The 20,828-nt window shown below is 73.1% G+C and carries 21 protein-coding genes; 10 read left to right on the top strand and 11 right to left on the bottom strand.

Translation table 11 applies throughout. The annotated features are described in order from the left end of the window. Positions 1–9: 9 nt before the first annotated feature. From LCD35_RS18235 to clpS, 5 genes are all read right to left on the bottom strand, one after another. A complete protein-coding gene (locus LCD35_RS18235; protein ID WP_224959028.1) occupies positions 10–288 on the bottom strand; it encodes a MoaD/ThiS family protein in 279 nt (92 codons plus the stop codon). Between the two features lie 83 nt (positions 289–371). Then, entirely contained in the window at positions 372–827 is a 456-nt protein-coding gene (locus tag LCD35_RS18230; RefSeq protein WP_308011279.1) for a M67 family metallopeptidase, read from the bottom strand. Between the two features lie 94 nt (positions 828–921). Next, complete coding sequence (locus tag LCD35_RS18225; RefSeq protein ID WP_225044512.1) at positions 922–1,959, bottom strand: P1 family peptidase; 1,038 nt, start codon at positions 1,957–1,959, stop codon at positions 922–924. Positions 1,960–2,129: 170 nt separating this feature from the next. Beyond that, positions 2,130–2,693, bottom strand: coding sequence for a DUF2017 domain-containing protein (locus tag LCD35_RS18220; protein WP_224959026.1), 564 nt, complete (start codon positions 2,691–2,693; stop codon positions 2,130–2,132). A gap of 4 nt (positions 2,694–2,697) precedes the next feature. After that, entirely contained in the window at positions 2,698–2,991 is a 294-nt protein-coding gene (gene clpS / locus LCD35_RS18215) for an ATP-dependent Clp protease adapter ClpS (protein ID WP_184477241.1), read from the bottom strand. A gap of 105 nt (positions 2,992–3,096) precedes the next feature. Between clpS and LCD35_RS18210 the strand changes: the two genes are divergently transcribed. From LCD35_RS18210 to LCD35_RS18175, 8 genes are all read left to right on the top strand, one after another. Beyond that, complete coding sequence (locus LCD35_RS18210) at positions 3,097–4,407, top strand: nicotinate phosphoribosyltransferase (RefSeq protein WP_224959025.1); 1,311 nt, start codon at positions 3,097–3,099, stop codon at positions 4,405–4,407. After that, a complete protein-coding gene (locus LCD35_RS18205; protein WP_255615171.1) occupies positions 4,404–4,982 on the top strand; it encodes an isochorismatase family protein in 579 nt (192 codons plus the stop codon). Before LCD35_RS18210 ends, LCD35_RS18205 begins: the two co-directional genes overlap by 4 nt. Before the next feature lie 202 nt (positions 4,983–5,184). Further along, positions 5,185–7,221 carry an ATP-dependent DNA helicase gene (locus LCD35_RS18200; protein WP_374108104.1) on the top strand — a complete coding sequence of 679 codons (2,037 nt, stop codon included), beginning with the start codon at positions 5,185–5,187 and terminating at the stop codon, positions 7,219–7,221. A gap of 108 nt (positions 7,222–7,329) precedes the next feature. Continuing rightward, positions 7,330–7,896, top strand: coding sequence for a biotin transporter BioY (locus tag LCD35_RS18195; RefSeq protein ID WP_224959024.1), 567 nt, complete (start codon positions 7,330–7,332; stop codon positions 7,894–7,896). Next, a complete protein-coding gene (locus LCD35_RS18190; protein WP_225044511.1) occupies positions 7,897–9,222 on the top strand; it encodes a class I adenylate-forming enzyme family protein in 1,326 nt (441 codons plus the stop codon). It begins immediately after the preceding gene. Continuing rightward, positions 9,219–10,343 (top strand): thiolase family protein, encoded by a 1,125-nt coding sequence (locus tag LCD35_RS18185; RefSeq protein ID WP_225044510.1) that lies wholly within the window; start codon positions 9,219–9,221, stop codon positions 10,341–10,343. The genes LCD35_RS18190 and LCD35_RS18185 overlap by 4 nt, the downstream gene beginning before the upstream one ends. Next, positions 10,340–11,014, top strand: coding sequence for an energy-coupling factor ABC transporter ATP-binding protein (locus LCD35_RS18180; protein ID WP_224959022.1), 675 nt, complete (start codon positions 10,340–10,342; stop codon positions 11,012–11,014). Before LCD35_RS18185 ends, LCD35_RS18180 begins: the two co-directional genes overlap by 4 nt. Then, on the top strand, positions 11,011–11,628 hold the full coding sequence (locus LCD35_RS18175; RefSeq protein ID WP_224968044.1) for an energy-coupling factor transporter transmembrane protein EcfT: 618 nt from the start codon (positions 11,011–11,013) through the stop codon (positions 11,626–11,628). The genes LCD35_RS18180 and LCD35_RS18175 overlap by 4 nt, the downstream gene beginning before the upstream one ends. Before the next feature lie 75 nt (positions 11,629–11,703). Here LCD35_RS18175 and LCD35_RS18170 read toward each other — a convergent pair whose 3' ends face one another. The 6 genes from LCD35_RS18170 to ctaD form a co-directional block, all read right to left on the bottom strand. Next, on the bottom strand, positions 11,704–11,925 hold the full coding sequence (locus LCD35_RS18170) for a hypothetical protein (RefSeq protein WP_224959020.1): 222 nt from the start codon (positions 11,923–11,925) through the stop codon (positions 11,704–11,706). Between the two features lie 666 nt (positions 11,926–12,591). Further along, positions 12,592–13,440, bottom strand: coding sequence for a TIGR03619 family F420-dependent LLM class oxidoreductase (locus LCD35_RS18165; RefSeq protein WP_224959018.1), 849 nt, complete (start codon positions 13,438–13,440; stop codon positions 12,592–12,594). 192 nt (positions 13,441–13,632) lie between these two features. Further along, positions 13,633–14,406 (bottom strand): peptidyl-tRNA hydrolase, encoded by a 774-nt coding sequence (locus LCD35_RS18160; RefSeq protein ID WP_224959017.1) that lies wholly within the window; start codon positions 14,404–14,406, stop codon positions 13,633–13,635. Between the two features lie 116 nt (positions 14,407–14,522). Beyond that, positions 14,523–14,969, bottom strand: a complete 447-nt coding sequence (locus LCD35_RS18155; RefSeq protein WP_224959016.1) for an SRPBCC family protein — start codon at positions 14,967–14,969, stop codon at positions 14,523–14,525. A gap of 58 nt (positions 14,970–15,027) precedes the next feature. Further along, positions 15,028–16,263 (bottom strand): phosphoserine phosphatase SerB, encoded by a 1,236-nt coding sequence (gene serB, locus LCD35_RS18150; protein ID WP_224959014.1) that lies wholly within the window; start codon positions 16,261–16,263, stop codon positions 15,028–15,030. Positions 16,264–16,425: 162 nt separating this feature from the next. Beyond that, on the bottom strand, positions 16,426–18,201 hold the full coding sequence (gene ctaD / locus LCD35_RS18145; protein WP_224959013.1) for a cytochrome c oxidase subunit I: 1,776 nt from the start codon (positions 18,199–18,201) through the stop codon (positions 16,426–16,428). Between the two features lie 354 nt (positions 18,202–18,555). On the opposite strand from ctaD, the gene LCD35_RS30505 reads away from it, so the two are divergent. Beyond that, positions 18,556–19,272, top strand: coding sequence for a DUF305 domain-containing protein (locus LCD35_RS30505; RefSeq protein WP_225044509.1), 717 nt, complete (start codon positions 18,556–18,558; stop codon positions 19,270–19,272). Positions 19,273–19,738: 466 nt separating this feature from the next. Further along, positions 19,739–20,641 carry an SDR family oxidoreductase gene (locus tag LCD35_RS18135; protein ID WP_224959011.1) on the top strand — a complete coding sequence of 301 codons (903 nt, stop codon included), beginning with the start codon at positions 19,739–19,741 and terminating at the stop codon, positions 20,639–20,641. The last annotated feature ends 187 nt before the right edge of the window (positions 20,642–20,828 follow it).

The following is a 20,828-nucleotide window of genomic DNA, read 5'->3' as shown; positions in this document are numbered from 1 at the left end:
GGTGGGAGATCAGCGCATGCCGCCGGCGACGGCGGGCAGGATCGTCACGTTGTCCCCGTCGGCCACGCTGGCCTCCAGGCCACCGGCGAAGCGCACGTCCTCGTCGTTGACGTAGACGTTGACGAAGCGGTGCAGCGAGCCTTCCTTGACCAGGCGGTCCTTGAGGCCGCCGTGCTTGCTGTCGAGGTCGTTGATGACCTCGGCGACGGTGCTGCCGCTGGCTTCGACGGACTTCTGCCCGTCGGTGTGGCTGCGCAGGATGGTGGGGATCGAGACCTTGATTGCCATGATGGGAACCTCCCTGTCCACGAGGACTACTGAACGGAACTTGCGCACGCCGCAACCCGCCGCGGCGGGGCGGCGGGAGCGGCTCAGCCCTGGTCGGGCACCTCGTCGGCGCCGGTGTGGGCGAACATGTACGACTCCACGATCTGCACCGGCTCCTCGGTCACCACGCCGTCGAGGATCCGGTAGGAGCGCAGTTCGTGGGTCTCCGGGTCCCTGGTGGACACGAGGACGTAGTGCGCGTTGGGCTCCGAGGCGTAGGAGACGTCGGTGCGCGACGGGTACGCCTCGGTGGCGGTGTGCGAGTGGTAGATGACGACGGGCTCCTCGTCGGCCTCGTCCATCCCCCGCCACACCTTGAGCTGCTCGCCGGAGTCGAACCGGTAGAACGTCGGCGAGCGCTCCGCGTTGATCATCTCGATGAGCCGCTCGGGGCGGTCCGACCCGTCGGGACCGGCGATGACGCCGCACGCCTCGTCCGGGTGGTCCCGTCGAGCGTGCGCGACCATCGCGTCCACGAGGTCACGTCGAATCACCAGCACAGGCACCATCCTACTATGTGGGGCACCGGTGTCCAGCATGCGGAATTCCCGCGGTCCGGTGCCGTTTGCGGGATCAACGTCCGCCCACCTTGGTTCATTCCCGCGCCGAGGGGTAGAGGCTCGTGTACGACGTCACCTCGCCGACGGGTTCGGCGGCGAGCACGGCCCGCACGATCGCCCGGCGCACCACGCCGGCGGCAACGGCGCACACCTCGTCGAGCACCGGAACCCACTGCGCACCGGGCTCGCGTTCCCCGGTGGCGAGCGCGAACACCGTGTCACCGTCGGCGAGGGAGTGCGCGGGCCGGATGGCCCGGGCGAGCCCGTCGTGGGCGGCGACGGCGATCCGCTTACAGTGCGCCTTGGTGAGCGCGAGGTCGACGGCGACGACGCCGATGGTGGTGTTCAAGGGGCGGGACGCGGTGCCGTGCCGGGAGGGGCGGCCCGCGGTGGGCCCGGTGCGGGCGCGGGCGGCGACGACCTCGGCTTCGGCGGGGGCGCGCAGCCCGGGGTGGCCGTCCCAGGGCAGTCCGGTCTCCGGGTCGATCACGGAGCCGAGGGAGTTGACCGCGAACAGCGCGCCGACGGTGACATCGATGCCGAGCGCCGCGCTGTGGAACACCTCGCCCGCGGTGCCGATGCCGCCCTTGAGCGAGCCGGCGACGGCGCCGGCGCCCGCGCCGACGTTGCCCTCGCGGGACTCGTCGGCGGTGGCGGCGTCGCAGGCGAGGCGGCCGAACTCGGCGCCGGGCCGGTTGCCCCAGTCCCCCATCGGCAGGTCGAACAGCACGGCGGCGGGCACCACCGGCACCACTTCGTGGGCGTGCCCGCCGACCCGGAGGCCGTAGCCGCGGTCGGCGAGCCAGCTCATCGCGCCGTCGGCGGAGGCGAGCCCGTAGGCGCTCCCGCCGGTGAGCACCACGCCGTGCGCCTGCGCGACGAGGTGGGTCGGTTCGAGCACGTCGGTCTCGCGGGTGCCGGGGCCGCCGCCGCGCACGTCCACCGCGGCGGTCGCGCCGCCGGGGGTGAGCACCACGCTCGTCCCGGTGGCCCACCGCTCGTCCAGCCGCTGGTGGTGCCCGACGAGCACCCCGCCCACGTCCACGATCGAATCCCGCGTCCCGGCAGCCATCCCCCCATCCTGCCGCAGGGAGAGACTCGGAAACCGAGACCGAGCAACCCGCCGCCCGATCTACCTCTTGTCAGCGGCAAAGCCGCTGAGCAGCGACCACCAAAGCAAAAGGACCACCCGCGGGTTCCGCCACCCCACCCGAAAATCAGGCTGGGGAACGAAGAATTCCCTCAAGAAGAGACCGCGTCGACCAGGCTGTCCTGGACCCAGGTGAGCCACTGGTACACCCCGAGGTGCTCCCGCCGCAGGTCGTCCTCCGGCGGTTCCTCCGGCATGTCGTCCTGCACGTCGAGTGCGGTGCCGAGCGCGAGCCGCACGTCGTTGAGCGCGGCCATCCAGTTGTCGGCCTGCTCGCCGCTGAGCACGACCCGGCCGCCTTCGCGGGGGCAGGTGTCGAGGACGACGGCGGCGACGCCGGTCTTGACGTCGAGCAGTTCGGGTTCGTAGAGGGAGCGCATGGCGCCCGCGGCTTCGGGCTGCTCCTCGTCGGTCTCCCCGGTTTCGGGGTCGCGGCGGTAGAAGTCGGGCAGCAGCCGTCCGAGGACCCGGTCCTCGGGCGGGGTGGAGGGACCGGTGCGGATGCCGGTGAGTTCGGCGAGCTCGTCCTGCGGCGTCTCCTCGGCGCGCGCGGTGAGCATGTCCTTGATCTGGCCGACGAGCCCCCGGATCACGGCCGCTTCCTGCTGGGAGAGCTCGGCGACGACGTGCCCGTTCTTGCGAGTCCAGCCGTTCACGTGATCACGAGTCTTTCTGCATCGTGGCCCACAGGCCTGCGGCGTGCAGTTTCGCGACGTCGCCCTCGACCTTCTCCTTGGCGCCCGAGGACACGGCGGCCCGGCCCTTGTTGTGGACGTCGAGCATGAGCTTGGTCGCGTGGTCCCGGCTGTAACCGAAGATCTTCTGCAGAACGTAGGTCACGTAGGACATCAGGTTCACCGGGTCGTTCCAGACCACGGTGACCCACGGCTTGTCCTCGTCTCCGAGTTCAGCCGGTTCCAGTTGCGCGCGCTCCAGTTCAGCGGGCGAGGTCATGTCCCCATGTTCGCACGCGGGCACGGAGCGCATGTCGACCGCACGGTCAATTCGGGCACGACCTGCGGAGGGGGCGGGCGGTCGCGGCCACGTAACCTCTGATCCATGACGGCCGCTGCCAGTACCGCGTTGCGCACAGATCATTACGAGCTGACCATGCTGGCCAGCGCCTTGCGGGATGGGACCGCGGAGCGCCGGTGCGTGTTCGAGGCGTTCACCCGGCGGTTGCCGGACGGTCGCCGCTACGGCGTGGTCGGCGGCACGGAGCGGGTGCTGGAGGCGATCGAGAACTTCCGCTTCGACGAAGCCGAGCTGGAGCGCCTTGCCGAGGATCATGTGGTCGATGAGACCACCCTCTCGTGGTTGCGCGACTACCGGTTCCGCGGCGACGTGGACGGTTACCCGGAAGGGGAGCTGTACTTCCCGGGTTCGCCGCTGCTGACGGTGCGCGGCACGTTCGCCGAGGCGGTCATCCTGGAGACCGTCATCCTGTCGATCATGAACCACGACAGCGCGATCGCCGCGGCGGCCGCGCGGATGGTGTCGGCGGCCAACGGCAGGCGGATCATCGAGATGGGGTCGCGCCGCACCCACGAGGAGTCGGCGGTGGCCGCGGCCCGCGCCGCCTACCTGGCCGGGTTCACCGCGACCTCGAACCTGGAGGCGGGCCGCCGCTACCGGATCCCGACGGCGGGCACCTCGGCGCATTCGTTCACGTTGCTGCACGACTCCGAGCGTGCCGCGTTCGAGTCGCAGATCGCCGCACTTGGCGCGGACACGACACTCCTGGTGGACACCTACGACATCTCGCGCGGCATCGCGACGGCGGTGGAGGTGGCGGGTCCGGGGCTGGGCGCGGTGCGCATCGACTCGGGTGATGTCGGCGTGCTGGCGCGGCAGGCGCGGGAGCAGCTGGATTCGCTGGGCGCGACGGGCACCCGGATCGTCGTGTCCGGCGATCTGGACGAGTACGCGATCGCCTCGCTGCGCGCGGAACCGGTGGACGGCTACGGGGTGGGCACATCGCTGGTCACCGGTTCGGGGGCGCCGACGGCGGGCATGGTCTACAAGCTGACCGACGTGGAGGGCCGGCCGGTCGCGAAGCGCAGCACGCACAAGGAGTCCCGCGGCGGCACGAAGTCGGCGCTGCGCAGGCACAAGGACACGGGCACCGCGCTGGAGGAGGTCGTGTTCCGCACCGGTCGCGGTTTCGAGGACCCGAAGGCGGGCCCGCACGACCGGGTGGTGCCGATCCCGCTGGTCCGCGGTGGCGAGCGGGTCGAGGACCTGCCGACGCTGGAGGACAATCGGGAGCGCCTGCGGCACGCCTTGGTGAGCCTGCCGTGGGAGGGCTTGAAGTTGTCCAGCGGGGAGCCCGCGATCCCGACGGTGTTCCAGGCGGAGGAGACGGCATGAGCGCTGCGGTGCGCGCGCTGCTGGTCGTGGACGTGCAGCTCGACTTCTGCGAGGGCGGCGCGCTGGCCGTGGCCGGTGGGGCCGGGGTGGCGGCGGCGATCTCCCGGCACGTGGCGGAGTCCGAGTACGCGCACGTGGTCGCCACCCGCGACTACCACGTGGACCCGGGCGGCCACTTCAGCTCGGAGCCGGACTACGTGCGGTCCTGGCCGGTGCACTGCGTGGCGGGCACGGCGGGCGCGGCGTTCCACCCGGAGCTGGAGGTGGGTCCGGTGCGGGCCGTGTTCTCGAAGGGACGTTTCGACGACGGCTACTCGGGTTTCGAGGGCGTCGACGGCGACGGCCGCGGCCTCGCCGAGTGGCTGGCCGAGCGCGGGGTCACCGAGGTGGACGTGGTGGGCATCGCGACCGATCACTGCGTGCGGGCGACGGCGTTGGACGCGGCGGCGGCCGGGTTCGCGACGACCGTGCTGCTGGACCTGACGGCGGGCGTCGCGCGGGCCACGGTCGACGCGGCGCTGGACGAGCTGCGCGCGGCGGGGGTGCGCGCCACGGGGACCCCGGTGGTGGCGTGACGTCGGGTGCACGGCCCGATGCACCCGCTCGGGGCGTCGGAGGTGGCCGGTAGCGTTGCCGGGCGTGCCAGGTTCTGTTCCGCAGTGGTCCGATCCGGACGTGTTCGCGCTCGACGACGATGACGAGCTCCCACCCGAGATCGCCGCCGACCTGGCGTCGCAGGGACCGCCCGAACGCCGCAAGCAGCGCCGGGACGAACCGATCACGGCGAAACCACCGGAGCGGATCCCGGACCTGGCGACGCTGCTGGGCCTGGCGGTGAGCTCCGTCGGCGGCTCCGAACGCGAGGGCCAGTCGCGGATGGCGGCGGCCGTCGAGCACTCCATCGCCTCCGGCGAGCACCTCGCCGTGCAGGCCGGGACCGGCACCGGGAAGTCGCTGGCCTACCTGGTGCCCGCGATCCGGCACGCCGTCGCCGCCGCCACCACCGTGGTGATCTCGACGGCCACGATCGCCCTGCAGCGCCAGCTCGTCGACCGCGACCTGCCCCGGCTGTCGAAGGCGCTCGCCGACGCGCTCGGCAGGCCGCCGACCTTCGCGATCTTGAAGGGCCGCCGCAACTACCTGTGCCTGAACCGGGTCGAGGGCGGCGCTCCAGCCGAACCGGAGGAGGGCGCGCTGTTCGACCCGTTCGCCGCCTCCGCGCTGGAACGCCAGGTCAAGCGGGTCCGCGAATGGGCCACCGAGACCGAGACCGGGGACCGCGACGAGCTGGTGCCCGGCGTCACCGACCAGGCGTGGCGGCAGCTGTCGGTGACCGCGAAGGAATGCCTCGGCGTGCACCGCTGTCCCATCGGCACCGACTGCTTCGCCGAACGCGCCCGCGGTGAGGCGGGCCGCGCCGACGTCGTCGTCACCAACCACGCGCTGCTGGCCATCGACGCCCTCGACGACCGGCCGGTGCTGCCCGAGCACGACGTCGTCGTGGTCGACGAGGCGCACGACCTCGTCGACCGGGTCACCTCCGCCGCGACCGGCGAGCTGTCGGCGAACCAGGCGAAGCTCGCCGCGCGGCGCTGCGGGCGTGCCATCGACCAGGGCATCGCCGACCGGCTCGACGAGGCCGCCGAAGGGCTGGAGATCGTCCTCGCCGACGCCCGGCCGCAGCGGCTGGAGGAGATGCCCGAAGCGCTCGGCGGTGCGCTCACCGCGTTGCGCGACGCCGCGGCCGCCTGCACCACCGCGCTCGGGCCGGAGCGCAAGGAGGACCCGGACGGCAGCAGCGCCCGCAAGCTCGCGCTCGCCGTCACCGAAGAGGTGCACGACAACGCGGTGCGGCTGCTCGACGCCTTCGACGAGCCGGAGGGGCAGCGCCGCGACGTGGTGTGGGTCGCCGCCGAACCGAACCGGGCGCCCGCGGTGAAGGTCGCGCCGCTCGGCGTCGGTGGGCTGCTGCGGGAACGGCTGTTCGGGCAACGCACGACGGTGCTCACCTCGGCGACGCTGGCGCTCGGCGGGTCCTTCGACACCCTCGCCCGGCAGTGGGGGCTGCCGCCCGAGCGCACCGCCTCCCCCGCCGCGGGCATGGCCAGCGGCAAGGAGGTGCCGTCCGACTCCGGTGGCCCGAAGTGGACGGGGCTGGACGTCGGCTCGCCGTTCGAGCACCAGCGCAGCGGGATCCTCTACGTCGCCCGGCACCTGCCGCAGCCCGGGCGGGACGGGTTGCCGCCGGAATACCTCGACGAGCTCACCGAACTCGTCGAGGCCGCCGGGGGCCGCACCCTCGGGTTGTTCTCCTCGATGCGGGCCGCGCGGCAGGCGTCCGAGGAACTGCGGGGGCGGCTCGGCACGCCGGTGCTGTGCCAGGGCGAGGACAACACGGCGCAGCTCGTCGCCAAGTTCGCCGCCGACCCGGCGACGTCCCTGTTCGGGACCTTGTCGCTGTGGCAGGGGGTGGACGTGCCCGGGGATTCGCTGCAGCTCGTGGTGATGGACCGGATCCCGTTCCCCAGACCGGACGACCCGTTGGCCTCGGCGCGGCAGAAGGCGGTCTCCGCGCACGGCGGCAACGGTTTCCTGACCGTGGCAGGCACGCACGCGGCGCTGCTGCTGGCGCAGGGTGCTGGGCGGCTGCTGCGGTCCTCGCACGACCGGGGGGTCATCGCGGTGCTCGACCCGCGGCTGGCCACCGCCCGCTACGGCGGGTTCCTGCGGGCTTCGCTGCCCCCGTTCTGGACGACGCACGATCCGCAGGTGGTGCGGGGTGCGCTGACGCGGCTGAACGCGGCGGCGGGCTGAGCTCGTGCACGGGTCGCCGGGTGTCCACGATGTGGCGCAGGTCTTTCCGCCCCGGCCCCGCCTGCGGGTACGTTGACGCCGATCCCCTGATCCTCATGAGGAGGCGTCGTGCCCGCGCAGCGCACCGAACCGGCCGCGGACCTGGCCAGGACCGTGGTGTTCGCGGCGTTCATCGCCGTGCTCGGGTTGTTCCCCGGCCTGTACCTGGCGGGCGCGGCGGTGCCGGTGGTGCTGCAGAACATGGGGCCGCTGCTGGCGGGCAGCATCCTGGGGGCGCGCCGGGCGGGCGCCTCGGTGCTGCTGTTCCTGGCGCTGGTGGCGATCGGGCTGCCGCTGCTGTCCGGTGGGCGGGGCGGCATCGCCCCGTTCGCGGGCCCGAGCGGCGGGTTCGTGATCGGCTGGTTGCTCTCGGCGGTCGTGGTGGGGCTGATCGTGCAGCGCGGACTGCCGCGGCCCGGGTTGCCGCTGCTGCTGGCCGCGAACCTGGCGGGCATCGCCGCGGACTACCTGATCGGCATCCCGTACTGGGCGGCGTTCACGGGTGATCTGGGTGCGGCGGCCGTGCAGTCGCTGGTGTTCGTGCCTGGCGACGCGGTGAAGCTGGTGCTGGTGTCGCTGGTGGCGGCGGCGGTGCACCGGGCGCTGCCGTCGTCGCCGGCCGGGGCGCGGCGCTGAATGCTCCCGGCACTGATCTCGCGGGTGACCTGCGGCGACGTGGCCTCGGACGGCGCGGAGCTGCGGCGTCGCGCGCACGGTGCGGCGCGGGCGCTGGCGGGCGTGCGGCGGGTCGCGGTGGACGAACCGGATCCGGTGCACCGGTTGTGCTGGCTGCTGGGGGCCGAGCTGGCGGGCGCGGCGGCGCTGGTGGTGGATCCGGACTGGTCGCGGCGGGACGAGGTGATGGCGGACGCGGCCCCGGAGGTCGTGGTCTCGGGCGCGCCGGAGCCGGGCGATCCGGTCGCGCGGCGGGGTGACGAGCGCACCTGGTTCTACCTGCCGACGACGTCGGGCAGCAGCGGGGTGCCGAAGGTGCTGGTGCGGTCGCGGCGTTCCTGGTCGGAGAGCTTCCGGGCGCTGGACGTGCCGCTCGGCCCGGACGACGCGGTGCTGGTGCCGGGCCCGTTGAGCTCCTCGCTGTTCCTGTTCGGCGCCGTGCACGCGCTGCACGGGGGCGCGTCGCTGCGGTTGCTGCGCCGCTGGTCGGCGACGGCGGCGGCCGCGGCGTGCCGGGACGCGACGGTGGTGCACGTGGTGCCCGCGATGCTGGCGGCGCTGCTGTCGGTGTGGGAGCGCGAGCCGGAACCGCGCCCCCGGCTGCGGCTGGTGGTGTGCGGTGGTGCGGCGGTGGACGCGGAGCTGGAAGCTCGGCTGCACCGGGTGCTGCCGGGGTGCGAGCTGCTGGAGTACTACGGGGCGGCGGAGCTGTCGCTGGTGGCGGTGCGGCGCGGTGAGCCGCGGCTGCGCCCGGTGGTGGAGGTGGACGTGCGCGACGAGTCCGGCGCGTCCCTCCCGCCGGAGGTGCCGGGTGCGTTGTGGGCGCGGTCCGAGCTGGTCTGCGACGGCCACCTGCGCGGCGGTGTCCTCGTGCCCGCCGAGCCCGGCTGGCGCGGGGTGGGTGATCGGGCGGTGCGCCACGAGGACGGCACGGTGACGGTGCTGGGCCGCGCCGGGTCGGTGATCGGCACGGGCGGGCACCTGGTCGCCGCGGAAGAGGTGGAGGCGGTGCTGCGCGCGGTCGGCGGGGTGCTGGACGTGGTGGTGGCGGGGACGCCGCATCGGCGGCTGGGCGCGCTGGTGACCGCGGTGCTGGAGGTCGATCCGGGATCACCGCCGACGCGGGCGCGGCTGCGGGACGCGACCCGGCGCCTGGAGCCGGCGAAACGCCCGCGGCGGTGGCTGGTGCTGCCCGAGCTGCCCCGCACTCCGGCGGGGAAACCGGCGCGGGCCGAGGTGGCGCGGCTGCTGCGGGACGGTGCGCTCGACGCGGAGGTGCCCGCGTGAGCGATCGCGAACCGGTGGTGATCGCCGCCCGCCGCAGCCCCGTCGGCGAGGTCGGCGGCGCGTTGAAGCACTGGGAGGTGGATCGGCTGGCCGCCCCGGTGCTGGCGGCGGTGCTGCGGGATTCGGGCTTGGATTCGGTGGACGACGTGCTGCTGGGCAACGTGCTGGGGCCGGGCGGGAACCCGGCGCGGGTGGCGGCGCTGCGCGCCGGGCTCGACCTGGAGATGCCGGGCATGTCGGTGGATCGGCAGTGCGCGAGCGGGTTGAGCGCGATCGTGGCGGCGGCGGCGCTGGTGCGCGGCGGTGCCGGGGAGCGCTACCTGGCCGGTGGGGTGGAGAGCGCGTCGACGGCGCCGTGGCGGGCGCACCGGCCCCGGTCGGCGGGGGAGCCGCCGCGGTTCTACTCGCGCGCCCCGTTCGCGCCCGCCGAGGTGGGCGATCCGGACATGGGTCCGGCCGCGGACGTGGTGGCGGCGGAGGCGGGCGTGTCGCGGCGGCGGCAGGACGAGTTCGCGGCGCGCAGCCACGCGCGCGCGGTCGCCGCGCAGGACGCGGGCCGGTTCGACGCGGAGCTGGTCGATGTCAGCGGGCTGCGGGACGAGCGGCCGCGGCGCGGTTTCACCCCGGAACGGCTGGCCCGGTTCCGCCCGGCGTTCACGGCGGACGGCACCGCGACGGCGGCGAACTCGTGCGGGATCAGCGACGGCGCCGCGGCCGTGCTGGTCACCAGCGAGCGGGAGCGCCGCCGGCTCGGGGTGCCGGGGCTGCGGCTGGTGGCCGAGCGCACCTGCGGGGTCGATCCGAACCGGTTGGGCCTGGGCGCGGTGCCCGCGTTGCGGCACGTGCTGCGCGACCGGCCCGCTCCGGAGCTGGTCGAGTTCACCGAGGCGTTCGCCGGTCAGGTGCTGGCCTGCACCGATGCGGCCGGGATCGACGAGCGCGCGGTGTCCCCGGACGGCGGGGCCATCGCGCTCGGGCACCCCTGGGGCGCGTCCGGCGCGGTCCTGGTGGTGCGATTGTTCAGCCGCATGGTGCGCGAGGACGGGCCGCGCACCGGGGTGGCGGCCCTGTCCTCCGGTGGCGGGCTGGGCGTGGCGACGGTGTGGGAGCGAGTGGAGTGATCGAGTTCGAGGGCGTCGGGCACGCCTACGGCGAGCACGCGGTGCTGGACGGCGTGGACCTCCGGCTGCCGGAGAAGCGGGTCGCGTTCGTGGGGGCGAACGGGTCCGGCAAGTCCACCCTCGCCCGCATGATCAACGGGCTGGTGTCGCCGACGCGCGGGCGGGTGCTGGTGGACGGGTTGGATCCGGCGCGGGAGGGCCGGGCGGTGCGCCGCCGGGTCGGGTTCGTGTTCACCAACCCGGACAGCCAGATCGTGATGCCGACGGCCGGGGAGGACGTCGCGTTCTCGCTGCGCAGGCACGGCGTGCCGAAGGCGGAGCGGGAGCGGCGGGCGGCGGAGGTGCTGGCCCGGCACGGCCTCGACGGCTACGCGGAGCACCCGGCGCACCAGCTCTCCGGTGGGCAGAAGCAGCTGCTGGCGCTGTGCTCGATGCTTGTGCTGGAGCCGGACGTGCTGGTGTGCGACGAGCCGACGACGCTGCTGGACCTGCGCAACAAGCGGCACTTCGTGGAGCTGCTGCAGCAGCTGCCGCAGCAGGTGGTGCTGGTGACGCACGACCTGCACCTGCTGGACGGCTTCGACCGGGTGGTGGTGATCGACGAGGGCCGGGTGGCCGCGGACGACGCCCCGGCGGCGGCGCTGGCGCACTACCGGGAGCTGGCCGGATGAGCCCGATCGGCCTGTACGAGCCGGGGTCGAGCGCGCTGCACCGGACTCCGGCCGGGGTGAAGTTCGTGCTGCTGCTGGCGTTCGCGGTGCTGATCTTCCTGCTGGGTTCGCCGGTGGCGCTGGGCGCGGTGGTGGCCGGGGTGCTGCTGGGCTACGCGGTGGCGCGGATCCCGCCGCGGCGCTGCTGGCAGGTGTCCCGGCTGCTGCTGCCGCTGCTGGCGGTGATCTTCCTCCTGCAGTGGTGGACGCTGGGGGCGCAGCAGGCGGGCGTGGTGACGTTGCGGCTGCTGGCGGCGATCGCGGCGGCGAACCTGTTCACGTTGACCACCCGGGTCGACGACCTGGTGTCGGCGGTGGAGCGCGGGTTGTCGCCGCTGCGGCGCGTCGGGGTCCGCCCGGAGCGGGTGGGCTTGCTCGTGGGGTTGACCTTGCAGGCCGTCGCCGCGCTGTCGATCATCGCGGCGGAGACGCGGGAGGCGCAGCGGGCCCGGAACGCGGACCGGTCGCCGAGCGCGTTCGCCGTCCCGTTCCTGGTCCGCACGCTGCGCCACTCCGACGAGTTGGGTGAAGCCCTCGCCGCGCGCGGAGTCGGGGACGACGAGCCGGCCCGCTGACCGACGAATTCCCCCGCCGCGTGGACGGGGGAATTCGTGCGGAGACGCGAGGCCGGGCTGTTCCGGCGCCGGTTCTCAGCCGCGCACGAGGTCGGTCGGACCTTCCGGATCGTCGGTGGTCGGCGCGCACATCAGCGGGCCCGGGTCACCGTCGGCGGCGTGCTGCATGAGCACGTCGGAGCACTCGGCGGAGGTGTCGTAGTGCCCGATCACCACTTCTTCGGCGAGCGCGGTACCCGCGCCGAGCGCGGAGAAGGCGGCGGTGCACAGGGCCAGGGTGGTCAGCGTCTTGCGCATGCGGGGTTCCTTTCGGGTCGCTTCGTACGTTCACCCCGGACGCTACGGACGAGGTGATCGGGAGCGAGGCGAGGCGCGGCGACGGACCGGGGAACCCCTCGGCGCGCGATTCCGCCAAGGGCAGGAGGAACGGGCAGGCCCTCGGCTGCTGCCACGAGCCGGGCGCGGCGTTCGCGACGTCGGCGGCGATCGGGCGGCCATCGGGCGTTCGGGCGGCGATCGGATGGTCGGCGACGAGCGGGAGCCCGGCGACAACCGGCACATCGGCGACAACCGGGAAATCGGCGGCGACCGGGAAATCGGCGGCGACCGGGAGTCCGGCGATGAGCGGATGCTCGGCGACGACCCGGAGTTCGGCGGCGTGAGTTCCGGCGGCACCACCGCTGATCGGGCGACGCGAAGCGCTGGACCGGGTGATTCCGGCCCAGCGCTTCGCCGCACTCCCCTCGGTGGTCGCGGGGCCCGCCCCGCGGGCTCCACGGCCCCGGTCGCCCCCCTGGGGCGATCGACGCGGCCGGCGGGCGGTCCACCCGCCCCCTCGCGCCGGTCTCCGCAGGTCTCCGCCGCCGGGCACCGAGTGAAGCGCCTCCGGCGCGTCCGCGGGCGCGTCGCTCGGCGTTCGACGGGAGAACCCTCACCGAAGCGCCGGGGCGCTGCTCGAACGGGTCAGGACCGCCCGATGCCGAGCCGTTCGGCGTGCCGCGCCAAGTAGCTCCGCACGTCGTCGGCGGGCGCGTCGGGCAGTCCCCAGATCGCTTCCGCGACACCGCAGTCGGCCCATTCCGCGAGCAGGTCCGGCGTGGGCTTCCGGGTGGCCAGCACGCGGATCTCCGGTGCGCCCGCCCGGCCCGCCTCGGCCCAGGCCGTCCGCAACCGGTCCGCACCGCCGGGTACGTCGGTGTCGGCGGGGGTGGTGATCCAGCCGTCGGCGTGCGCGGCGATCCACGCGAAGGTCTTCGGCCCGGCGCCCGCCCCGATCAGCACCGGGATGCGGGACGGTTTCGGGTAGGCCCAGGACGGCCCGAAGCGCACGAACTCGCCGGAGTACTCGGCCTCCTCCTCGGTCCACAGCGCGCGCATCGCCTCCAGATGCTCGCGCAGCGCGGTCCGGCGCCGGTGCGCGGGCACCTGGTGGTCGGCGAGCTCGTCGGTGTTCCAGCCGAACCCGGCTCCCAGCACGACCCGGCCGCCGGAGAGCAGGTCGAGCGAGGCGATCGTCTTGGCGAGCGCGATGGGGTCGGATTCGACGGGCAGCGCCACCGCCGTGGCCAGCTCGATCCGGGTGGTGAGCGCGGCGGCCGAGCTCAGGCTCACCCACGGGTCCAGGGTGCGCAGGTAGCGGTCGTCGGGCAGGTCGGCGCCGCCGGTGCCGGGGTGCGCGGCGGTGCGCTTGATCGGGATGTGGGTGTGCTCGGGGACGTAGAAGGTGTCGAACCCGGCCTGCTCGGCCGCCTGCGCGGCCTGGCCCGGGGTGATCCCGCGATCGCTGGTGAACAGCACGATGCCGTGGCGCAACGGACTTCCCCTCTCCCGCGTCGTCGCGTGGAAGGAGCCTGGTGGGGTATCGACCCTAGCAAGCGTTCGGTCGAGCGCCCAAGGACCAGGAGCGGAACCGTTGCGGCACAGGGGAATCCCGAAGGTCGAGCACGCGGACTACGTTCGGCGCGGCGCCCCGGTGACCGGCGCGGACCCGCGCCGCGGGAACCGTCAGCGCCACTGCCCGAGGACGGTCACGGTGCCCGGGTCGACCTCGGTGAACCCGGCGTCGCGGACCGCGGCCACGCCGTCGCGGCGCCACGCCGTCTCCGCGTCGTCACCGGGCAGCAGCCGCGCCCAGGTCGCCGGGTCCGCGGTCCGCACCGAGCAGGGCAGGCCGGCCGCCGACCAGCGTGCCACCTCGTGGGCGCGGCCTTCGCCGTGCAGCAGCGCGGCGAGGAACATGGTGGCGTGCCCGACCTGCGCGGCGGACTTGCCCGCGCTCATCGGCACGTGCGGGTTCAGCCACAGCACCGGCGCGTCCGGGCGCGGCGGGCCCGGTTCGTCGGCGTCGAGTTCGCTGCCGGAGATCTGCAGCCGGGTGAGCTCCTTCGGCATGTCGGCGACGCGCGAGGGCAGGAACGCCCGCACCTCGGCGCCGTCCACCTCGACGGTGCGGCCGGGGAGGTCCTGCACGGCGGCCCAGTGCGCGCCGCGGGCCCGCCGGGACACCTTGCGGATGCGGCCGGAGGTCCAGCGGTGCAGCTGCTCGTGCCACTCCCCGCCGGGCTCGGCCCGCTCGTCCAGGCACACCGCGAGCGCGGCGGAGGCCGCCGCCTCCAGCAGCGCGGTGCGGCCGGGCGGGGTGCCGCGTTCGATGCGCAGCACCATCGGCATCAGCACGACCTCGTCCGGGTCCTCGTCGGAGGTGTCCGCGGTCGCTTCGGTGGGCATCGCCAGCCAGGAGGCGTAGCGGGTGAGCAGGGGGTCGAGCACGTCGGGCACACCCCGATTGTCCCCTGCTCCCGGGCCGCGGCGGTGGCGACGGATCTCTCATTCCGCGGCGGCCGGCGGCGCGGGCGGACCGTTCGTGCGGGGCGAACGGTCCACCGGCTCCGGGCTCACGCCTCCGCGGTGGCCTTGAGCCGTTGCAGCGTCTTCTCCATCCCGCCCCGGAACGAGGCGGCGAGCTTCTCCTCGCCCCCGGCGAGCCGGTTGAGCGTGTTCACCACGAACTTCTTGCTCTTCGAGGTGTCGCGCTGCTCGGTCACCACGGTGCCGTCCCCGTCCGGGGTGAGCAGGTAGCGCCACACGGTGTCGTGCGCGGTGGTGCGGAAGGAGAACTCGCGGCCGCGTTCGGCGCTCTCGATGACGTTCGGCGTCGGGAAACCGGTCTTGTTGAAGCCGATGAACCTGGCCCCGGCGACGGGTTCCCGCACCTTCCCGCGCCAGCTGCAACGCCACAGGTCCGGACTCCACTCCGGCATCCGGGTGATGTCGGCGAGCAGGTCCCAGACCTTCTCCGGGGCCGCCTCGATGCGCAAGGACACCTCGTCCACGTCGGTCATCTCCGTTCGACTCGTGATCTCCACCCGTCAACGACCGCGACGCGGACGGGGTTCCGGGTCACGCTTCGAGCGGAACGCGCCGCAGCACGCCGTCCTCGGCGTCGGCGAGTTCCACTTCGGCGCGGGTCACGCCGAGCACGAACAGGATCGCGTCGAGGAACGGGTGGGACAGCGCGGTGTCGGCCACCTCGCGCAGCGCGGGTTTCGCGTTGAACGCGACGCCGAGCCCGGCGGCGGAGAGCATGTCGATGTCGTTGGCGCCGTCGCCGACGGCGACGCACTGCCCGGACGGCACGCCGAACTCGGCGGCGAACCGGCGCAGCGCACGGGCCTTGCCGGGCCGGTCGACGATCTCGCCGATGACGCGGCCGGTGAGCTTGCCGTCGACGACCTCCAGCTCGTTGGCGGCGCTGAAGTCCAGCCCGAGCTCGGCGACGAGGTGGTCGATGATCTGGGTGAACCCGCCGGAGACGACGCCGGTGTGGAACCCGAGCCTGCGCAGGGTGCGCACGGTGGTGCGCGCGCCGGGGGTGAGTTCGAGGTCGGCGGCGACCTCGTCGAGCACAGTGGCGGGCAGCCCTTCGAGCACGGCGACGCGCTCCCGCAGCGACTCGGCGAAGTCCAGTTCGCCGCGCATGGCGCGCTCGGTGACCTCGCGGACCGCTTCTTCGCAGCCGGCCTTGGCGGCGAGCATCTCGATGACCTCGCCCTGGATGAGCGTGGAGTCCACGTCGAACACGACGAGCCGCTTGGCCCGCCGGGTCAGCCCGGCGCGCTCGACGGCCACGTCCACGCCGAGCCCGGCGGACAGGTCGCCCATCTCGGAGGTGAGCAGCGCCCCCATCTCGTCGCTGGAGTCGGGGGCGGTGACCTGCAGTTCGAGCCCGGTGACCGGGTAGTCGGCGACGCGGCGGATGGAGTCGATGTTGACGTTCATCGCGGCGAGTCGGCGCGCGACCTCGGTGAAGCTGCGGGCGGACACCGGGTGCCCGAGCACGACGACGACGTGCGTGGCGGCCCGCTTCGCCGGGTCGCCGTCGGGCGCGCCGATCAGCACGTCCACGGCCATGCCGACGGTGGCCATGGCCTGCTCGACGGCTTCCTGGAGGTGTTCGGCGTCGCCGTCGGTGGAGACCAGCACGCCGAGCACCAGCCGGTCGTGGATGACGACCTGTTCGACGTCGACGATGTCCACCCCGTGCGCGGTGAGGGCGGCGAACAGCACGGAGGTGACCCCCGGCTTGTCCTGCCCGGTCACGGTGATCAGCACGGTGGTGGGTTTCGGCGTGCTCACGGCTGCCGGCACTCCTTTCCGGTCGGGAACACGAGAAACCCCGGCAGACCTGGGGCCCCCCGGGGCTCGTACTTCAGAGCCGACTCACCTTGGCACAGCGGTGCGGTGCGGCGGTAGCGCGCACGTCACGTTGCGCTCCCGCGGTGCCGCCGGTGGGTGCGGTCACTTCTCCCTGGCGTCGCGGTCCCCGCCCTGCTCGGGCGGCGTGACGGCCTGGGCGGCCTTCTCCGAGGGGGCGGCGTGCGCCAGCGGCTTGCCGGTGAGGCCGACGTGCGCTTCGAGGCGCATCCGCTCCGCGACGTGCGGGTAGTGCAGCTCGAACGCCGGGCGCTCGGACCGGATCCGGGGCAGCTCGGTGAAGTTGTGCCGCGGCGGCGGGCAGGACGTGGCCCACTCCAGGGAGTTGCCGTAGCCCCACGGGTCGTCGACGTCGACGATCTCGCCGTACCGGTAGCTCTTGAACACGTTCCACAGGAACGGCAGCATCGAGGCACCGAGGATGAACGCACCCACGGTGGACAGCGTGTTCAGCGCGGTGAAGCCGTCGGATTCCAGGTAGTCCGCGTACCGCCGGACCATGCCCTCGTTGCCCAGCCAGTGCTGCACCAGGAACGTGGTGTGGAAGCCGATGAACGTCAGCCAGAAGTGCAGCTTGCCGAGGCGCTCGTCCATCATGCGGCCGGTCATCTTCGGGAACCAGAAGTAGATCCCGGCGAAGGTCGCGAACACGATGGTGCCGTAGAGCACGTAGTGGAAGTGCGCCACCACGAAGTACGTGTCCGAGACGTGGAAGTCGATCGGCGGGGCGGCCAGCAGCACGCCGGTCAGACCGCCGAACAGGAACGTCACCAGGAACCCGACGCTGAAGATCATCGGCGTTTCGAAGGTCAGCTGGCCGCGCCACATGGTGCCGATCCAGTTGAAGAACTTCATGCCGGTCGGGATGGCGATGAGGAACGTGGTGAACGAGAAGAACGGCAGCAGCACCGCGCCGGTCGCGTACATGTGGTGCGCCCACACCACGACCGACAGCGCCGCGATGCCCAGCGTCGCGTACACCAGGCCGGTGTAGCCGAACAGCGGCTTGCGGCTGAACACCGGGAAGATCTCCGAGACGATGCCGAAGAACGGCAGCGCCACGATGTAGACCTCCGGGTGCCCGAAGAACCAGAACAGGTGCTGCCACAGGATGACGCCGCCGTTGGCGGGGTCGAACACGTGCGCGCCCAGCTGCCGGTCCGCCAGCAGACCCATCAGGGCCGCGGTCAGGATCGGGAACGCCATCAGGATCAGCACGCTGGTGACCAGGATGTTCCAGGTGAAGATGGGCATCCGCCACATCGTCATGCCCGGTGCGCGCAAGCAGACCACGGTGGTGATCATGTTGACCGCACCGAGGATGGTGCCCAGACCGGAGACGGCCAGCCCGGCGACCCAGAAGTCCGCGCCGTGGCCCGGCGAGTGCAGGGCGTCCGAGAGCGGGGTGTAGGCGAACCAGCCGAAGTCCGCGGCACCGCCCGGCAGCAGGAACCCGCTGACGACGACCAGCCCACCGAACAGGTAGAGCCAGTAGCCGAACGCGTTCAGCCGCGGGAACGCGACGTCCGGCGAACCGATCTGCAGCGGCAGGATGTAGTTCGCGAAGCCGAACAGGATCGGCGTCGCGTACAGCAGCAGCATGATCGTGCCGTGCATCGTGAACAGCTGGTTGTACTGCTCCTGGGACAGGAACTGCATCCCGGGAACGGCCAGCTCCCCGCGGATCAGCATCGCCATCAACCCGCCCACGATGAAGAACGCGATCGAGGTGACGAGGTAGAGGATGCCGATCTGCTTGTGGTCGGTGGTGCGGAACATCCGCGCCAGGAACGACCCCTTGACCGTTTGGCGCGCCGGATAGGGGCGCGTGGCTATCGGCTGTGGCGCGACGGCCGTCACGGTGCCTCCTGCACTGTTCCTCGTGATTGCGCGGACCCGCTGGCGGGACCGCCCGACCCGGTCGGGTCGGCGCGTCGGCTGCGACGCGCCCAGGAATCAGGTGGCCTGCGCCCGGCACGATCGCTGCCGTCTGCGGATAGTAGTCCGGCCGCCGCGTGCTCCTGCGGCCGGGCCGTAGCCACCCTAGTCATCGCTTCGCGCAAGGTCACCTGCGGTGAGAGGCAGGCGACACCGCGCGTCGGACACGACGTCGGCGCACCCTGGCGGCAGGGGGCTCCCCGATCGTTAGCCTGGAGCCCGACAGCCCGGCCGCCGACCGGCCGGAGACGATCACCAGCTCGGGAGAGGGCGGACGTGCAGCGAACCTCGTTCGATCGTTCCCCCAGGTCGCGGCCGCGCGACCGGCCGGGGCCGTCCGCGCCGCGAGCCCGGCTGCGGGTGCTCGCCGGGGCCGCGCTGACCTGCGGACTCGTGCTCACCGGCTGCGGCCCCGCGGAACAGCCCGCTCCCCCACCGCCCGCGCCCGCCGCGCCGCGTCGGGTCGAGGACGACGCGACCGACGGGGACGAGGTGTCGGACGACGAGGACCCCGGCGTCGAGGAACCCGAGGACGCCTCGCACACCGGCACCGACCAGGAGTTCGCCCGCCGGTTGCTCGCCCACCACCAGCTGCTGCTGGAGATCAGTTCGCTGGCCCGCGAGTCCGGCGACCCGCGGGCCGCCCGGTTCGCCGAGCGCATCGCACCGGAGCGGCAGGCCGAGGCCGACGAGCTGACCGCTTGGCTCACCGCCGTCGAAGGCGCCCCGTCCGGCAGCGCCCCCGAAGACCTCGTCACCGAGGACGACGAGCAGTCCGGGCTCCCGCACCCCGACTTGGTGGAGCGGTTGCGCACGGCGCGCGGCACCGAGTTCACCGCCCCGTTCAAGCAGGCGGTCTCCGAGCTCTACGGCTGCTCCGAGCAGCTCGCCCAGGCCGAGATGCAGGAAGGTTCCGCCGCGCAGATGCGCGCGCTGGCCGAGCGGGTCCTCGACGAGCACGACGGGGAGCGCGCCGAGCTGGCCGCGCTCTGAGCCCGTGGTGAACGGACCGTTCGTCCGGTCCGGTTGGACGAACGGGCCGTTCGCTGCGCGTTCCTCGTCCCTCCTCCGCCCGAGGCCGGCCTCGCCATGACCGCGGGTGAACGGCCTGTTCGTCCCATCCGCTTGGACGAACGGGCCGTTCACTCGATGCCCTCGCCGCTCCTGGCACCGACGGCTCCCCGCGCACCGGATCCCGGGTGAACGGACCGTTCGTCCCATCCCGTTGGTCAGACGGTCCGTTCACTCCGCATCCAGCGGGGCGGCGCCGGCGTCTCGGCGATCTCCGGGTGCCCCGGGTGAACGGACCGTTCGTCCGGTCCGGTTGGACGAACGGTCCGTTCACTCCACCTCGCTCCGGTGCGGTTCCGCGCGCGTCGCTGGACCTACCGAAAGTAAGCTACTGGCGGTAGGCTACTTCGGAGTAGGTGAAGGTCCGCCCAGGAAATCGGGAGCGCGCATGCCGTCAACGACGCCCGGCAAAGTCGTCCTCATCACCGGTGCCGCCCGCGGCATCGGAGCGCAGACCGCGCGGGAACTCGCCCGACGCGGCGCCACGCTGTCGCTGATCGGACTCGAACCCGACGAGCTCAAGGCCGTCGCCGCCGAACTCGGCGGGGGCCACACCTGGTTCGAGGCCGACGTCACCGACCCCGACTCGCTGCAGACCGCCATCGACGGCACCATCGCGGCCCACGGCCGGCTCGACGCGGTGATCGCCAACGCCGGCATCGCGCCGCTGGGCACCGTGCTCAACGGGGACCCGCACGGGTTCACCAAGACCGTCGACGTGAACCTCAACGGCGTCTTCCACACGGCGCGGCTCGCGTTGCCGCACATCATCGAGCAGCGCGGCTACGTCCTGATCGTGTCCTCGCTGTCGGCGTTCGCGCCGATCGGTGGCATGGCCGCCTACACCGCGAGCAAGGCGGGCGCCGACGCGCTGGCCAGCGCGCTGCACTCCGAGACCCAGCACCTCGGCGTCGCGGTCGGCACCGCGCACCCGTCGTGGATCGACACCGACCTGGTGCGCGACATGAAGACCGACCTGCGCAGCTACAGCGAGATGCGCAAGCGGCTGCCCTGGCCGATGCACGCCACCACCACCGTGGAGAAGTGCGGCACCGCGTTCGCGAACGCCGTGGAGCGCCGCTCGCGCCGGGTGTACGTGCCGCGCTCGATCATGCTGATGCACTGGCTGCGCAACCTGCCGTCCTCGAAGCTCGTCGCCCGGCTGATGGCGCCGTCGCTGCGCAAGATCATGCCGCAGATGGAGGCGGAGGTCGCCGCGCTGGGCCGCTCGTTCAGCGCCCGCAACCAGGCGCTCCAGGGGAAGCCGAAGGACCCGGCCGACAAGAGCTGACCAGAGCTCCATCCGGTGGCGCGCCGCCGGATGGTTCCCGGTGGCCGGGCGGAAGCTGGTGCGGGCCGCCCGGCCACCGAGGTCACCCCGCGCCCTTCGACCTTCGAGTGAACGGACCGTTCGACCAACTAGATCGGACGAACGGTCCGTTCACTCCGGGAATCGTCAGCGGGAGCGGGTCGGCGTC

Source organism: Saccharopolyspora sp. 6V, from assembly GCF_020176785.1.
In the GTDB taxonomy this organism is placed as follows: Bacteria; Actinomycetota; Actinomycetes; order Mycobacteriales; family Pseudonocardiaceae; genus Saccharopolyspora_C; species Saccharopolyspora_C gregorii.
This window is presented reverse-complemented; position numbering and strand designations above follow the sequence as displayed.

Coding starts and splice junctions, on each gene's coding strand:
- LCD35_RS18235 (WP_224959028.1), bottom strand. CDS start 288: ATGGCAATCAAGGTCTCGATCCCCACCATCCTGCGCAGCCACACCGAC.
- LCD35_RS18225 (WP_225044512.1), bottom strand. CDS start 1,959: ATGGCTGCCGGGACGCGGGATTCGATCGTGGACGTGGGCGGGGTGCTC.
- clpS (WP_184477241.1), bottom strand. CDS start 2,991: ATGACCTCGCCCGCTGAACTGGAGCGCGCGCAACTGGAACCGGCTGAA.
- LCD35_RS18210 (WP_224959025.1), top strand. CDS start 3,097: ATGACGGCCGCTGCCAGTACCGCGTTGCGCACAGATCATTACGAGCTG.
- LCD35_RS18205 (WP_255615171.1), top strand. CDS start 4,404: ATGAGCGCTGCGGTGCGCGCGCTGCTGGTCGTGGACGTGCAGCTCGAC.
- LCD35_RS18190 (WP_225044511.1), top strand. CDS start 7,897: ATGCTCCCGGCACTGATCTCGCGGGTGACCTGCGGCGACGTGGCCTCG.
- LCD35_RS18175 (WP_224968044.1), top strand. CDS start 11,011: ATGAGCCCGATCGGCCTGTACGAGCCGGGGTCGAGCGCGCTGCACCGG.
- LCD35_RS18170 (WP_224959020.1), bottom strand. CDS start 11,925: ATGCGCAAGACGCTGACCACCCTGGCCCTGTGCACCGCCGCCTTCTCC.
- LCD35_RS18155 (WP_224959016.1), bottom strand. CDS start 14,969: ATGACCGACGTGGACGAGGTGTCCTTGCGCATCGAGGCGGCCCCGGAG.
- LCD35_RS18135 (WP_224959011.1), top strand. CDS start 19,739: ATGCCGTCAACGACGCCCGGCAAAGTCGTCCTCATCACCGGTGCCGCC.